Origin of the sequence: Streptomyces sp. NPDC005820 (assembly GCF_040630255.1) — a bacterium.
Lineage (GTDB): Bacteria > Actinomycetota > Actinomycetes > Streptomycetales > Streptomycetaceae > Streptomyces.
The window spans coordinates 80,426-94,721 of sequence record NZ_JBEXXE010000028.1; the positions used below are offsets into that span (position 1 = coordinate 80,426).

The 14,296-nt window shown below is 72.9% G+C and carries 12 protein-coding genes and 1 pseudogene; 2 read left to right on the plus strand and 11 right to left on the minus strand.

Going from position 1 to position 14,296, the window contains the following annotated elements; all coding sequences use genetic code 11:
- Window positions 1-10: 10 nt before the first annotated feature.
- The gene (locus ABZ464_RS31165) at window positions 11-523 is read right to left on the minus strand and encodes a DUF402 domain-containing protein (RefSeq protein WP_359282227.1); all 513 of its coding nucleotides are present in this window, start codon (window positions 521-523) and stop codon (window positions 11-13) included.
- Entirely contained in the window at window positions 504-1,433 is a 930-nt protein-coding gene (locus ABZ464_RS31170; protein ID WP_359282229.1) for a GNAT family N-acetyltransferase, read from the minus strand. Before ABZ464_RS31170 ends, ABZ464_RS31165 begins: the two co-directional genes overlap by 20 nt.
- Before the next feature lie 91 nt (window positions 1,434-1,524).
- On the opposite strand from ABZ464_RS31170, the gene ABZ464_RS31175 reads away from it, so the two are divergent.
- Window positions 1,525-1,893 carry a GntR family transcriptional regulator gene (locus ABZ464_RS31175; protein WP_359282232.1) on the plus strand — a complete coding sequence of 123 codons (369 nt, stop codon included), beginning with the start codon at window positions 1,525-1,527 and terminating at the stop codon, window positions 1,891-1,893.
- Between the two features lie 31 nt (window positions 1,894-1,924).
- Here the strand turns inward: ABZ464_RS31175 and ABZ464_RS31180 are convergent, their stop codons facing one another.
- From ABZ464_RS31180 to ABZ464_RS31205, 6 genes and pseudogenes are all read right to left on the minus strand, one after another.
- A complete protein-coding gene (locus tag ABZ464_RS31180) occupies window positions 1,925-2,701 on the minus strand; it encodes a DUF72 domain-containing protein (protein ID WP_359282234.1) in 777 nt (258 codons plus the stop codon).
- A gap of 18 nt (window positions 2,702-2,719) precedes the next feature.
- Window positions 2,720-3,814: a DUF5925 domain-containing protein gene (locus tag ABZ464_RS31185; RefSeq protein ID WP_359282237.1), complete on the minus strand. Its 1,095-nt coding sequence runs from the start codon at window positions 3,812-3,814 to the stop codon at window positions 2,720-2,722.
- 121 nt (window positions 3,815-3,935) lie between these two features.
- Window positions 3,936-4,775, minus strand: a complete 840-nt coding sequence (locus ABZ464_RS31190) for a polysaccharide deacetylase family protein (protein WP_359282240.1) — start codon at window positions 4,773-4,775, stop codon at window positions 3,936-3,938.
- The gene (locus tag ABZ464_RS31195) at window positions 4,772-5,785 is read right to left on the minus strand and encodes a glycosyltransferase family 2 protein (protein WP_359282242.1); all 1,014 of its coding nucleotides are present in this window, start codon (window positions 5,783-5,785) and stop codon (window positions 4,772-4,774) included. Before ABZ464_RS31195 ends, ABZ464_RS31190 begins: the two co-directional genes overlap by 4 nt.
- Window positions 5,782-6,582 carry a glycosyltransferase family 2 protein gene (locus tag ABZ464_RS31200; protein ID WP_359282245.1) on the minus strand — a complete coding sequence of 267 codons (801 nt, stop codon included), beginning with the start codon at window positions 6,580-6,582 and terminating at the stop codon, window positions 5,782-5,784. The genes ABZ464_RS31195 and ABZ464_RS31200 overlap by 4 nt, the downstream gene beginning before the upstream one ends.
- A gap of 413 nt (window positions 6,583-6,995) precedes the next feature.
- A pseudogene (locus tag ABZ464_RS31205) lies at window positions 6,996-8,049 on the minus strand (S8 family peptidase).
- Between the two features lie 209 nt (window positions 8,050-8,258).
- Here ABZ464_RS31205 and ABZ464_RS31210 point away from each other — a divergent pair.
- Complete coding sequence (locus ABZ464_RS31210; RefSeq protein ID WP_359282248.1) at window positions 8,259-9,065, plus strand: SGNH/GDSL hydrolase family protein; 807 nt, start codon at window positions 8,259-8,261, stop codon at window positions 9,063-9,065.
- A 21-nt stretch (window positions 9,066-9,086) separates the two neighbouring features.
- Here ABZ464_RS31210 and ABZ464_RS31215 read toward each other — a convergent pair whose 3' ends face one another.
- From ABZ464_RS31215 to ABZ464_RS31225, 3 genes are read right to left on the minus strand one after another with little or no spacing between them, the layout of a single operon-like run.
- The gene (locus ABZ464_RS31215; protein ID WP_359282251.1) at window positions 9,087-10,694 is read right to left on the minus strand and encodes a serine/threonine-protein kinase; all 1,608 of its coding nucleotides are present in this window, start codon (window positions 10,692-10,694) and stop codon (window positions 9,087-9,089) included.
- A 60-nt stretch (window positions 10,695-10,754) separates the two neighbouring features.
- Window positions 10,755-12,497 carry a nickel transporter gene (locus ABZ464_RS31220; protein WP_359282253.1) on the minus strand — a complete coding sequence of 581 codons (1,743 nt, stop codon included), beginning with the start codon at window positions 12,495-12,497 and terminating at the stop codon, window positions 10,755-10,757.
- Window positions 12,494-14,173 (minus strand): tetratricopeptide repeat protein, encoded by a 1,680-nt coding sequence (locus ABZ464_RS31225; protein ID WP_359282256.1) that lies wholly within the window; start codon window positions 14,171-14,173, stop codon window positions 12,494-12,496. The genes ABZ464_RS31220 and ABZ464_RS31225 overlap by 4 nt, the downstream gene beginning before the upstream one ends.
- Window positions 14,174-14,296 lie beyond the last annotated feature (123 nt).

Genomic DNA, 14,296 nt, shown 5'->3' on the forward strand with positions numbered 1-14,296 from the left:
GCTCAGCCGCTCAGCCGCTCAGCGTCGTGAAGAAGTCGCCCTCGCGTGCCAGCGCCTCCAGCTCGTCGAGGGCGGCTTCGGCGGCCGCGGCCGCCCCGGGGTCGGTCCGGGCCAGACCGCTCTGCGCGAACTCGTCCTCGTCGAGGCGTCGAACGTCCGTGCCGTCGGCGGAGCGCCACAGGTCCAGGTCGAGATCCTCCACGACCAGCTCGCCCCGCCCGCCCCCGGAGAACACGGCCGGCCGGGTGACATCGCAGTACCAGCCCTTCAGGGCGCCCGTCGCGGTCCTGACCTCCTTCACCGCGTACCACCGGTCCCGCCAGTAGTACTCGGTGAAGACATCACCCGTCTCGAACCGTACGAAGCCGAAGTCACGCACACCGTCACCGGCCCAGGGGGCGCGTACGGCGATACGCGTGCCGTCGTCCGACAGCAGCTCCGCCGAGTAACGGATCTTCGTACGGCCGCCCTTGACCAGGACGACCTCCACCGGGCGGGCCGGGTCAGCCGAGTGCGCGGACATACCGCACCTCCGTCGCGCGGATCTCGTATCCGAACCACTTGTTGATCGCCAGCATCGGCCCGTTGTCCGAGTCGTTGCCGGTGTACGCCTCCGTGTACCCCGCGGCGCGGGCGCGGTGCAGGGAGTCGTTCTTGACGAGCTTGGCCAGGCCCCGGCCGCGGTGGTCGCGGGCGGTGCCGGTCATGCCCGTGCCGTACCGGCCGGCGCCGTTGGTGTGGGCGACGCTGAAGGCGACGGGCCGGCCGTCGGCCACGGCGACCGAGGTCAGCTCCAGGTCGAGGTGGGGATACCTCCAGGTCTCCTCGACCCAGGCCTCGTAGTCCGTGAATTCGATGTCGATGTCGCCCGGTTCGTCGGCCGCGACGGCCGCGTCCAGGGCGAACAGCGGACGGGGGTCGTCGGCGAAGTCGGCGGCCGTGCGCAGCTCCACACCCGGCGGAGGGCCCTGGAGCGGGGGCAGCGGGGTGTTCGCCAGGTCCAGGCGCAGGAAGTGCGCGGAGCGGCTCGGCCGGTAGCCGTGCCGCTCCGCGAAGGCGCGGTTGCCGGGCTCGTCCACGACCCAGGCGAACAGGTTCGTCGCCCCGTGCGCCGCCAGATGCTCCTCGGCGGCCCGCACCAGCAGCGTGCCCGCGCCCCGGCCGGTGCGGGCCGGGTCCACGTACACATTGAGGAAGCCCTGGCCGGGCACCGGGCTCTCATGGGCGAGGCCCACCTGGGCGGTGCCGATGATCTCGCCGTCCTCCTCGGCGACCAGCTTGCGGGCGTGGGCGCCCGGGCGGGACAGGGAGATGGCGTGCCGCAGGGACTCCGGGCTGAAGAACACGTACGGCAGGGCCGCGTGCCGGACCCGGATGAAGCCCTCGATCTCGGCAGTCGCGTCGGGTCGCAGCTCGCGCACGATGACGGTCATGGGAGCGCACGCTACGGGCGGGCGATGTGCTCGTGCCTCTCATTTTCCACTGAGTGGCGGACAGCGGCGGACAGTGGGGGACAATCGGGCCGTGACCTTGAAGATCCACATCGATGAGAGCGCGGCGCCGTACGAGCAGGTGCGGGCGCAGATCGCCGAGCAGGCCCGGTCCGGAGCACTCCCGGTGGGATACCGGCTGCCCACGGTGCGGGGGCTCGCCGAGTCGCTGGGGCTGGCGGCGAACACCGTGGCCAAGGCGTACCGGGCGCTGGAGACGGACGGGGTGATCGAGACCCGCGGGCGCAACGGGACCTTCGTGGCCGCTGCCGGGTCGGCGGCGGAGCGCGAGGCCGCGCTGGCCGCGCAGGCCTATGCCGAGCGGGCCGTGCGGCTGGGGCTGAGCGAGGAACAGGCCTCGGCGGCGGTACGGGACGCCCTGCGGGCGGCCTATCAGGGGTGACGGGCGGGTCGGCTCAGGGGTGACGGGCGGGTCAGCGTGAGCGGGTGGCCAGGGCCCGTGGGGTGCGGGTCACCGTCAGGCCCGCCCGCTGGGCCGTTCTGCCGAACAACGCCGCGTCGCCCACCGCCGCGCCGCCCGGGTCGTTGTTGAAGTAGGCGTACACGTCGTCGCCGTCGGACCAGGTCGTCGCGATGCGGTCGATCCAGGTCTCCAGGGCGTGCTGGCCGTAGCGGGGCCAGGGGCTGGCGCGGCCCTCGTGGAAGCGGACATAGCCCCAGTCCGCGGTCCGCCACAGCGGGGTGGCCGGACGGGACTGGACATCCGCCCAGCACAGGGCCGCGCCCCGGGCCCGCAGGATCTCGCGGACCGGCGGGATCCACCACGACGGATGGCGCGGCTCGACCGCCACCCGGGTGCCGGCGGGGAAGTGGGACAGGCAGGTGTCCAGCAGTTCGGGATCGGCGCGCAGGGTCGGCGGGAGCTGAAGCAGCACGGGGCCCAGCCGGGCGCCCAGACCGGCGGCGTGGTCCATCAGGCGGTGCACGGGCTCCTCCGGGTCGCGCAGCCGTTTGATGTGGGTCAGATAGCGGCTCGCCTTGACCGCGACCACGAAGTCCGACGGGACGCGCTCGGCCCAGGACGTGAAGGTGTCCCGGGACGGCAGCCGGTAGAAGGCGTTGTTGATCTCGACGGTGGCGAAATGCTCGGTGTACTCCTCCAGCCACCGCCGCACGGGCACGTCGGCCGGGTACAGGACCTCACGCCAGTCCTTGTACTGCCAGCCGGACGTACCGACGTACAGGGTCATACCTCCATCAAAGCACCTCTACAGGTAAAGCCCCGCGTCCGAGCGGCCCCTCGGCTCCGGCAGCGAGGTCGGGGAGGTGCCCCGCCGCAGCGCGTACAGCTCCGCCAGCGTCGCCCCCTCGCGGCCGACCCCCTCCTCGGAGCCCAGCCAGCCGACCGCCTCCGGGCGGGTCAGCGGGCCGACCTCGATCCGGGCGAGACAGCGGCCCGGGCGGACCACGGCCGGGTGGAGACGCTCCAGGTCCTCGTTGGTGGTGACGCCCACCAGCACGTTGCGCCCCTGGCCGAGCAGGCCGTCGGTGAGGTTGAGCAGCCGGGACAGGGCCTGGCCGGCCGTGTGCTTGGCCTCGCCGCGGATCAGTTCGTCGCAGTCCTCCAGCAGGAGCAGGCGCCAGCGGCCCTTGCCCGCCGCGTCCTCCTCGCCGATCGCGATGTCCATCAGATAGCCCACGTCGGAGAAGAGCCGCTCGGGGTCGAGCACGCAGTCCACCTGGCACCAGTCCCGCCAGGACCGGGCCAGGGTGCGCAGCGCGGAGGTCTTGCCGGTGCCGGGCGGGCCGTGCAGCAGGAGCAGCCGGCCGGCGATGTCCTCCGGGGTGGTGGCCATCAGCCCGTCCATGGCCTCGGCCACGGGGGCCGTGTAGTTGGGGCGGACCTCCTCCCACGTACCGGCGGAGATCTGGCGGGTGGTGCGGTGCGGGCCACGCCTCGGGGAGACGTACCAGAAGCCCATCGTCACGTTCTCCGGCTGGGGTTCGGGCTCGTCCGCCGCGCCGTTCGTGGCCTCGTCCAGCACCTTCGCGGCGAGTTCGGCGGTGGTCGCGGTGACCGTGACGTCGGCGCCGCGGTTCCAGCGGGAGACCAGCAGGGTCCAGCCGTCGCCCTCGGCGAGGGTCGCGCTGCGGTCGTCGTCACGGGCCATGCGCAGCACACGGGCCTGCGCGGGCAGCAGGGTCGCGCCGGAGCGCACGCGGTCGATGTTCACCGCGTGCGAGTACGGCTGCTCGCCCGTCGCGAAGCGGCCGAGGAACAGCGCGTCGACGACGTCGGACGGGGAGTCGGAGTCGTCGACGGTGAGCCGGATCGGCAGAGCGTCGTGTGGGTGCGCGGACATGCCGCCATGATCCGGCACGAGGCGGCCCCGTGCACCCGGTTTCCGTGGTGCGCGCGGTGTGTCGGTCCTGTCCGGTAGTTCCGGAGTGCGCCGGGGAGCCGACGCCTCCGGAACGCCTCCGTCATACGAGTCGGTCATACGAGTCGGTCATGCGAGCCGGTCGGACGAGGGTGTGCAGCGCCCGGTCGCGCAGCCGGCGCGTTCTGCGCACCACCGCGTACACCTTCGTCATCACCCGGTCCCGGGCGAACGTACGGCCGACGGCCCGTCCGTCGAGAAGCCGTTCGAACTCCGCGGCGTCCGTGCTGCGCCGGACCGTCACCCGCCGCAGGGCGTACGGCCCCTGGGTGCGGCGGGCGAGGGAGTTGCCGACGGCCAGCGCCTGGGCGAAGCCGTGCGCGCGGACCGCCGTACGCACCCGGCGGCTGGAGTAGCCGTAGGGGTAGGCGAACGACACCGGCAGGGCGCCCAGTTCACCGGCGACGATGTCCCGGCAGCGGGTCAGCTCGGCGCTCAGCGCGTGGTCGTCGAGCTGGTCGAGCTGCGGATGGCTGTGGCTGTGCCCGCCGATCTCGACGCCCGCGTCCGCCAGTCGGCGTATCTGCGGCCAGTCCAGCATGGCGTCCAGGGCGCCGCCGGTGTCGTGGGCGCCCTTGATCCAGCCGGTGGAGACGAACAGGGTGGCGGTCAGTCCGTGCCGGGCCAGGGCGGGGAGGGCGTGCCGGTGCACCCCCTCGTAGCCGTCGTCGAAGGTGATCAGCACCGGCCGGGCGGGCAGCGGCCGGCCCGCCCGCCAGCGGGCCGCGAGAGAGGCGGTGGTGAGCGGGGTGAGCCCGCGGTCGGCGATCAGCGCCATCTGCTCGGCGAAGGCCTCCGGAGAGACCGACAGGGCGTGGGTGGCGTCGTTCGGACGGGCGGCGACCGCGTGGTACATCAGGATCGGGACACGCGCCTGTGTCATACGGCGCGCTCCTCGCCCGCCACGGCCCCGATCGGCACCACCTCGAAGGCGGTCCCGTTCCGGCGCGCCCGCACGCTGCCCACGACGTACCCCCCGGCCGCCGTCAGGACCCCCGCGAGGATCGCGCCCGCCCGGCCGGCCCCGCCGGGTCTCGCGAGCACCAGGTCCCGCAGCCCGCGCAGCACCCCGGCGGGCAGCACCCGGGTGGTGTACCGGCGTTCGGACTCCAGCCCCTTGCCGGTGCCGACGCTGCGGGCGACGAGCGCCTTGGACAGCCCCTCGGCGTAGGTGCGGGTGCGGAAGTAGCCGAAGTGCTCGCGTGCCGCGGGCACCTTGTGGTGGATCACCGCGCGGTCGTCGACCAGCAGGATCGCGTCGGGTCTCGCCTGGCCGAGCCGGATGCACAGCTCCGTCTCCTCGCCGCCCATCGGCCGTTTGCCGCCGTCGCGTCCGATACCGCCGGCGAAGCCGCCCGCGATGTCGAAGGCGGTGCGCCGGAAGGAGGCGTTCCCGCCGAGGATGTTGCGCACCCGGACGCGGCCGGGCGGCAGGCCCCGGTAGGAGCAGCCCACCACCCAGTCGAACTCCTCGGGGAACCAGGCGGGCCGCCGGCCCGAGGACCAGACGGGCTCGCACCGGCCGCCGACGGCCATGACCCGCGGGTCGGAGTAGGGGTCGGCGAAGCGGCGCAGCCAGTCCCGTTCCGCGACGGCGTCGTCGTCGAGGAAGGCGATGATCTCGCCGCGGGAGGCGGCGATCCCGGTGTTGCGGCCGGCCGACAGTCCGCGCGGGCCCGCGTTGGGCAGCACCCGCACCTCGTCGTCCGCCTTGTACTCCCGGGCCAGGCGGTCCAGGAGGGCCGGGTGGTGGTCGACGACGAGCAGGGTCTCCAGGGCCGGGTGGCTCTGGGCGCGCACCGAGGCGACCGCCGCGCGGATGTCCTCCCAGCGCTCCTCGGTGTACACGCAGATGACGACGGAGATGACGACGGGGATGCCGGGCGTGCTCAAGACACCTCTCCCCGCGCCGAGTCGAGCAGCGGGGAGCGGCGTGCGGCGCGGCGCAGGGCGCGCCGGTTGGAGCGCTCCCGGAGGATGACCCGCAGCACGCGCAGCCCGTCGCGCACCGCCCGCAGGTTGCTGACGCCGTGGATGCGCAGGTACTCGTGGCTGGGGATCTCCTGCACCTTCAGTCCGGCCTTGACGACCCGGATGTTCATCAGGGTCTCCACCTCGAAGCCGGTGCAGTCCAGCTCGATCTTGTCCAGGCAGTGCCGCCAGAACGCGTTGTAGCCGTAGCAGAGGTCGGTGTAGCGGGCGCCGAACTTGCGGTTGACGACCGCGCACAGCACGCGGTTGCCCAGCCATCGGACGAAGGTCATGTCGTCGGTGCCGCCGCCGTTGGCGAAGCGGGAGCCCTTGGCGAAGTCCGCGCCGGAGACCAGCGCGGAGACGTATGACACGATCTCGTTGCCGTCGGCGGAGCCGTCCGCGTCGACCATCACGATGATGTCGCCGCTGCACGCCTCGAAGCCGGTGATCAGGGCGTCGCCCTTGCCGCGGCCCTGCTGCCCGACGACCTTGACGCCGGGCCACAGTTCGCGGGCGACCTCGACCGTGTCGTCGGTCGAGTTGCCGTCGACCAGGACCACCTCGTGGATCCAGTCGGGCAGGGTCTTGAAGACATACGGAAGGTTCTCGGCCTCGTTCATCGCGGGGATGACCACGCTCACCGGCGGTGTGATCGCCAGATGGGAGGTGATCGGCCGGTACTCGCCGGCAGGCGCCGGCTGCAGAACGGAACTCATGGGTCTGGTCCCTCTCGTCCGGTGGGCCGCCCGCCCCTGGGCGGCCCGGATCCACGTCCGGTTCGAAAGGAGGGTTTCTGGCAAGCTTCACCGGCCACCGGCGAAAGGCGGCGGCCGACCGCGCGGCACGGCCCGGTCACCCCTTGGGTCACCGAGCACGGCACCCCCCTACCGCGCTCTCGCCCCGGATGCCGTCGCGGTCCCTGAGCCCTCCCCTGGAGCCGTTGCCGACGGTCCGCTGCGAGTGAGATGTATGACGGTATTGATGATTACGCCCGGATGGCAAGCCCTTGGCGGTCCGCTTACCTTTTTGTTCTTTTGACCGTTACACAAGGGTGTGTCCCTTTGGCAGGAAGAGAAAAAAGTGGCCCCCGGAGGCGGTGGGGCGCCCCCGGGGACCGGCGGTTCCGCGGCTACGGGACCAGCTTCAGGAGCTTGTTGGGTGAGCCGGTGCCGACGCTGGTGAGCGCGTTGGACGTGGCGCCGGCGACCAGGGCCGCGGCCACCGTGGCGGGCGTGGCCGAGGTGTGCCCGGCGAGGTGGACCGCCGCGGCGCCCGCGACGTGCGGGGTCGCCATCGACGTACCGGAGAGGGTGGCGGTGGCGGTGTCGCCGGTGTTGTAGCCGGCGACGATCGACGAGCCGGGCGCGAAGATGTCCAGGACCGAGCCGTAGTTCGAGTAGCCGGCCTTGGCGTCGGAGCTGGTGGTGGCGTCGACCGTGATCGCGGTGGAGACGCGCGCCGGGGAGTACGAGGAGGCGTTGGCGGCGCTGTTGGCGGCCGCGACCGCGTAGGTCACGCCGTCGGCGATGGAGTTGGCGACCGCGGTGTCCAGCGAGGTGGAGGCGGAGCCACCGAGCGACATGTTGGCGACGGCCGGGGTGGTGTGGTTCTCGGTGACCCGCTCGATGCCGTCGATGACGCCCGCCGTGGTGCCGGAGCCGCTGTTGTCGAGTCCCCGCGATCGTGGTGGCCACATGGGTGCCGTGGCCGTTGCCGTCGGAGGCGGTGGTGTCGCCGTCGACCGCGTCGTAGCCGTAGGAGGCGCGGCCGCTGATCCGGGTGTGGGTGATGCGGACGCCGGTGTCGATGACGTACACGGTGACCCCGCTGCCCGCGGTGTCCGGATAGGTGTACGTGCCGGAGAGCGGCAGCGCGGCCTGGTCGATGCGGTCCAGGCCCCAGGGGGCGCTCGACTGCGTGGTGTCGGTGAGCCGCACGGTCTGGTTCTGCTCGACGGAGGCCGCCGCGGGATCGGCGGCCAATTTCCGTGCCTCGGCCGCGGACAGCGTGGCGGAGTAGCCGTTGAGGACCGTGTCGAAGGTCTTCCGTGCGGTGCCGCCGTACTCCTTGACGAGCGCCTTGCCGTCGCCGGAGGCCGCCTTGAAGCCGGCCGAGCCCGACTTGAGGGTGACGAGGTAGCCGTCCTTGACGGCCGTGGCGGAGCCGGCGTGCAGGACCTTCATTGGCGGCGCGCGCCGAAGTGGGGGGCGCGCGTCGTAGAAGAAGGGAGTTGAGGGGCTGTCAATAAATCTGTCATGAGCACGTAATCAACCATGGGGGACGCACAGGAAACACGCGGTGGGCGCCCGGAAAGTCTTGGCATGGACACTTCCCGTCAACACGCGTAGTTGCTACGACGGTTGGGGCAGAGATCCTGCTAAAGGGAGGTTCCATGAGACGTTCCCGACTTGTCGTATTCCTGAGCTCACTCCTCCTCGCCGCAACCGCCGCCCTCACCGGGGCGACCGCCGCGCACGCGTCCCAACTCGCCGCGACCGGCGGCTATGTGGCGCTCGGTGACTCCTACTCCTCCGGGGTCGGAGCGGGCAGCTACATCAGCTCCAGCGGCAGCTGCAAGCGCAGCACCAAGGCGTACCCGTACCTCTGGAACGCCGCCCACTCACCCTCCTCGTTCACTTTCGCCGCTTGCTCGGGCGCCCGAACGGATGAAGTTCTGGCCAATCAGCTCGGCGGCCTGAACTCCTCCACCGGCCTCGTCTCGATCAGCATCGGCGGCAACGACGCCGGCTTCGCCGACGTCATGACGACCTGCGTCACCAGCTCCGACAGCACCTGCGTCAGCCGCATCAACACCGCCCGGGCGTACGTCGACTCGACCCTCCCCGGCAAGCTCGACACCGTCTACTCGGCGATCAGCTCCAAGGCCCCCAACGCCGAGGTCGTCGTCCTCGGCTACCCCCGCTTCTACAAGCTCGGCACGGTCTGCCTCGGCCTGTCCGAGACCAAGCGCTCCGCCATCAACAACGCGGCCGACTACCTCGACGCCGCCGTCGCCCGCCGCGCCGCCGCCCACGGCTTCACCTTCGGCGACGTCCGTACGACGTTCAGCGGCCACGAGATCTGCTCCGGCAGCTCCTGGCTGCACAGCCTCAACCTGCTCAACATCGGCGAGTCCTACCACCCGACCGCCTCCGGCCAGTCGGGCGGCTATCTGCCGGTACTGAACAGCGCGGCCTGAGTCATTCCATCGGTGACGACGTCACTCCGTCGGTGACGACGAGGGGGAGGCCTCGCCCGACGGGGTCTCCGTCTCACAGGTCACCGAGAACGGGACGTACGCGGACGTCGCCTTCACCGGGTCGCTCACCTCGACACCGATGGCGTTCTCGTACGTCCCGCTCTCCGCGTACGTCGACAGCACCACCTTGTCCTGCTTCGACTTCCCGCCCCCCGACGGGAAGGTGAGGGTCTTCCAGGTCTGCCCGGACAGGTCGCCGCTCTTCGCCACCCAGCGGTAGGTCACCGTCGCGGGCAGCCTGCCCACCGTGATCGTGGCCGTGAACGTGGGCGCGGAGTCGTTCGGTGGCGGACACGAGCCCCGGTAGTCCGTGTTGGCGCCGGTGACGGAGACCGAGACGGTCTGCTCGGGCGCGGCGGACGAGGCGCTGTGACTCGGGCTCGGCGACTCGCTCGGCGACTCGCTGCTCTTCTTCGGCGAGGGCGTCGCAGTCACGCCCTGCGTCGGATTGCCGGTGCCCCCGCCGTTGGTGTCCTTGTCGTCGTCGCCCCGGTTCAGCAGTCCGTACGTCAGCCCGGCGACCGCCAGCCCGAGGACCACCACCCCGACGACGAACACCGTGCGGCTCCGCCGGTCGGGCCCCGGCTCCGCCCGGCGGGCGCCGGTGTCCGTCCACGGCGGCGGCGCCTCCTGACGGAAGGGCTCGACGGGGGTCGGCGGCGTCGAGACGGTCGGCGCGTAGGGCTCGTACGGCGCCGGAGGGACCGGGGCCGGGCGCGGGCCGCCTCCCCCGGAGGGGGTGCCCCCGGCCGCGACGAGCCGCAGATCCCGCTCGGCCTGCCCGGCCGGCAGCCGCTCCGCCGGGTCCTTGCGCAGCAGCCCCTCGATCACGGGCGCCAGCGGACCGGCCCGGTACGGCGGCGGCAGCTCCTCGTCGACGATCGCGCGCAGGGTGCTCAGCGGGGTGTCGTGGCGGAACGGCGAGTTCCCCTCGACCGCCGCGTACAGCAGCACGCCCAGCGACCACAGATCCGACTCCGGCCCCGGCGTACGCCCCAGCGCGCGCTCCGGCGCGAGGAACTCGGGGGAGCCGATCACCTCACCGGTCATCGTCAGCGCGGAGGTGCCCTCGACGGTCGCGATGCCGAAGTCGGTGAGCACCACCCGGCCGTCGTTCGACATCAGCACATTGGCCGGTTTCACATCGCGGTGCAGCACCCCGGCCTCGTGCGCGGCCCGCAGCGCGGACAGCACCTCCGCGCCGATGTGCGCCGCGCGCGCCGGCTCCAGCGGACCCTCGGCGTCCAGCAGCTCGGCGAGCGAGATCCCGCGCACGATCTCCATGACGATCCACGGGCGCCCGTCCTCCAGGGCCACGTCGTACACCGTGACGACGTTCCGGTTGGCGACCCGGGCCGCGGCCCAGGCCTCCCGCTCCAGCCGGGCGTACATCCGCTCGACGTCCGAGGCGGGCAGCCCGGCCGGGGCGCGCACCTCCTTGACCGCGACCTCGCGGCCCAGCACCTCGTCGCGGGCCCGCCACACCGTCCCCATGCCGCCCTCGCCGAGCGGGGTCAGCAGACGGTAGCGGCCCGCGATCAGACGGTCACTGCCCGGTTCTTCGGACACGGCGTCCCCCATTCGCACATCGCATCCGGGCGAAATCCTCCGCAACTCAACAAACGTAGCTCAGCCGAGTACGGATGCGGCCCCCTTGAGCACCAGTCCGGCCCCGAGGGCCACGACGAGCAGCGCGGACCAGACGGGCAGGTTGCGTTGGACCAGCGTCAGGGCGGGGTGGGTCGTCCAGCGCGGTCGCCGGTCCAGGAGGCGGGTCGCCCCGGCCCCGAGCCTGACCACGGCGAACCCGGCGGCCGTCAGCGTCAGCGCGAGACCGATGCCGTACGCGACGACGAGCAGCAGCCCGAACCAGGCGTGACCCAGTGCCGCCGCGCCGACCAGCACCACCACGGCGGAGGGGCTGGGGACCATACCGCCGGCGAAGCCGAGCAGGATCGTGCCGCGCAGGGTGGGGGCGACCTCGTGGGTGTGGGTGTGACCGCCGTGGGTGTGCGTGTGACCGCCGTGCGTGTGGGAGTGGCCGTGGTCGTGCTCGTGGGAGTGACCGTGCTCGTGGTCGTGGTCGTGAGTGTGTTCGGGGTGGTGGTCGTGTTCGTGCTCGTGACCGTGGTCGGGGTGAGCCGGGGCCTTCTTCGTGAGGCTGTGCGCGTGGGTGGCGGGGGCGCCGGCGAGGACGAGCTCGCGGCTGGGGGCGGGGGAGTGGTCGTGGTCATGCGCATGGTCATGGCCGTGGTCGTGGCCGTGCGTGTGGCCGCCGTCGGGGCCGTGGGTGTGCGTGTGACCGCCGTGGCTGTGTCCGTGTCCGTGCCCGGGTCCACGGTTGCGCCAGGCCCGGCGGGCGAGGGTGACGCCCGCGCAGAGCACCAGGGCGCCGCTCGCCAGCCCCAGCCAGGCGATCACCGAGGGGGCCGCCGCCGAGCCGGCGGTGACCAGCACGCCGAGGGCGACCACGCCGAGGGTGTGGGTGATGGTGACCGACGCGGCCAGCGGCAGGACGTCCTTCATCCGGGCCTTGCCGCCGCGGGCGGCCGCCGTCGCCGCCATGATGGTCTTGCCGTGGCCCGGGGCGACCGCGTGCATCGCGCCGAGGACGACGGCGATCACCAGGGCCAGCGCGGCGAAGCCGAGGGTGAGGTCCTGGCGGGCGACGAGATCGTCCAGGGCCCGCGTCCACCGGTCGGCGCCGCGCGGCAGCACGGACGCGGCGGGCGCGTCCCGGCCGGCGTCCTCGACGAGCGCCGAGCCGCCCGGGCGCACCGTCAGCGCGGCGGTCGCGGTGTCGGCGGGCGAGGAGAGCAGTTCCTTCGGGTACGTGGTCAGTTCGTCCGACACCGACTTCTGCGGCACGTCGGACTTGGTGAGTGTCATCCGGTCGCCGCGCGCGGTGATCTCGCGCCAGCCGGGGCCGGTGGAGGCGCCCTCGCTGTGGAAGGAGAGCGAGAACGTCCGCTTCCCGGGCAGCTCCGCGGTCAGCCGGCACTCCACCCGGAGGGTGTTCAGTCCGGCCTGGCCCGGCCGCAGCACCGCTTTGCTGCGGCCGGCCGTGAGGGGGACGGCCTCGCCGTCGACGGTGACCTTGCTGCCGCTCGCGGCGCTCTCGCACCGCTGCCGGGCCCACTCGGTCGTGCCGAGCCGCTTCAGATCGGGCTTGGCCTGGGTCGCCGGGATCTCGGCGAGGTCCTCGACGTGGTCGACGCGCAGCTGTCCGGGCGCGGCGACGAGACCGTCGTAGCGGTTGACGGTGAAGTTGCCGAGGGGGTGCGCGCTCGCGCTGGTGGAAGGAGCCAGCGCGAGCGCGACGCCGGCCGTGAGCACGGCCGCGCAGGAGGCGAACAGACGACGGGTCTTCACTTGTCCGCCTCCAGCGTCTTGAGCGCCGTACGGGCCTCGCGGGCGCCCAGCGGGGAGAAGCCGGGGTTCAGCTTCAGCGCGGCGGCGAGGTGGGTACGGGCGTCGTCGGGGTGTCCGGTGGCCTTCTCGATCACACCGCGGTGATAGAGGAAGCTCGCGTTGCGGTAGCCGGTGGCCATGGCCTGCCGGGCGTAGGCGAGGGCCTCGGCGTCCTTGCCGTTGACGTGCAGGGCCCAGGCGAGGGCGTCCGCCGTGTGCACGGTGTGCCGGCGGGACCAGTCGTCGCGGGCCGCGCGCAGGGCCGTCGCCCTGTCCCCGTGGTCGGCGGCGGCGAGCGCGGTGTCGAGGTCGACGTTGACGCCGTTGGCGCGGGCGATCGCCGTCCAGGCGTCGACCAGGGCGTACTGGTTCTGCGCCTTCTCCTCGTCGCCCTGCGCGCCGCGGGCCTCGTACAGCTCGCCGAGGGCGACGAGCGGGCCGGGCAGCGGGTAACGGGCGACGACCGTCTCCAGTCCCTTGATCGCCTCGGCCCGCTGTCCGCTCGCGGCCTGGGCGCGGGCCCTGCCCTCCAGTGCCGGGAGGTAGGTGTCGTCGGCGGCGAGGGCGCGGGCGTAGTAGGTGAGGGCCTCCTCGTACTGCCCCTGGTTCCAGGCGAGTTGGCCGAGCTGGGCGGCCACGTAGGAGAGGTCGCCGGGGGTGGTGGAGGCGGCGAGCGCCCGTTCGAGGACACGGCGGGCGGCGGTGACGTCGCCGCGCAGTTCGTGGACGTACGCGTAACGGGTGAACACCGGGACGCCGGGCCGCCGTTGGTCGGCGAGGTTCACGGCCTTCTCGGCGTCGTCGTAGCGGCCGAGCTCCACGAGGGCGTCGATACGGGAGCACAGGGCGCGTTCGCTGTACGGGTTCTGCGCGAGCGCCTGGTCGGCGTACTTCAGCGCGCCCGCGAAGTCATGGCGGGCGGCGGCCAGCGCGGCCCGGCCGGCCAGCGCCGCGTCGTTGTCCGCCTTCAGGGACAGGGAGCGCTTCAGGGCCTGTTCGGCCTGGGGGTAGCGGGAGGGGTCGCCCTTGGTGCGGGCCTGCTCGACGTAGGCGAGTCCGAGGGTGGCCCAGCTGCCGAAGTCCTTGGGCTGGGCGCGCAGATGGGTCTGGAGCGCGGCGATGGCGGCGTCCAGGTTCCCGCTCGCGAGCAGGCCGGGGGACACGGCGGCGGCGGTGGCCACGTGGGGGGCCTGCTGCCCGTCCCGCACGGCGCCGATCGCGATCGCCCCGGCGGTCAGCCCCACCGCCATCATGGCGGCACAGGCCCCGAGCTGAACCCGCCGCCACCGCCGCCCAGCAGCACCGACCCGCCGCACGGCCTCGACCCGGACGTCGGCCTCGCCGGAGCCAGAGCCGGGGCCCGACGCGGAGGTGATGTCGGCGTCGGTGTCCGGGACCGAGTCGGTGTCGAGGTCGGTGTCGGAGTGGGCGTCGCCGGTGGAGGTGGCGTCGGCCGTGGCGTCGGCCGTGGTGTCGGCACCGGCGGCGGTGGCCTCCGCGGTGGTGTCGGCGTCGGCGTCGGCCGTTTCGTTCTCCCGCGGCTCCGGGGCCAGGTCCGCCACGGTGGCGTCCTCGGATGCCGGTCCGGATGCCGGTCGCTCGTGCTCCGATGCGCCGTCGTTCGTACGCGGGGACATGCCCTCTCCTAGGTCGCCTGGGTGGATCGGCCTGCGGTGTGGGGGAGGTGGGGGTGGCGCGGCCCGCGCCGTGGGGGATGAGTACGCGGGCCGCGCCAGATTGTGGGGGGAGTGAGGTGGGCC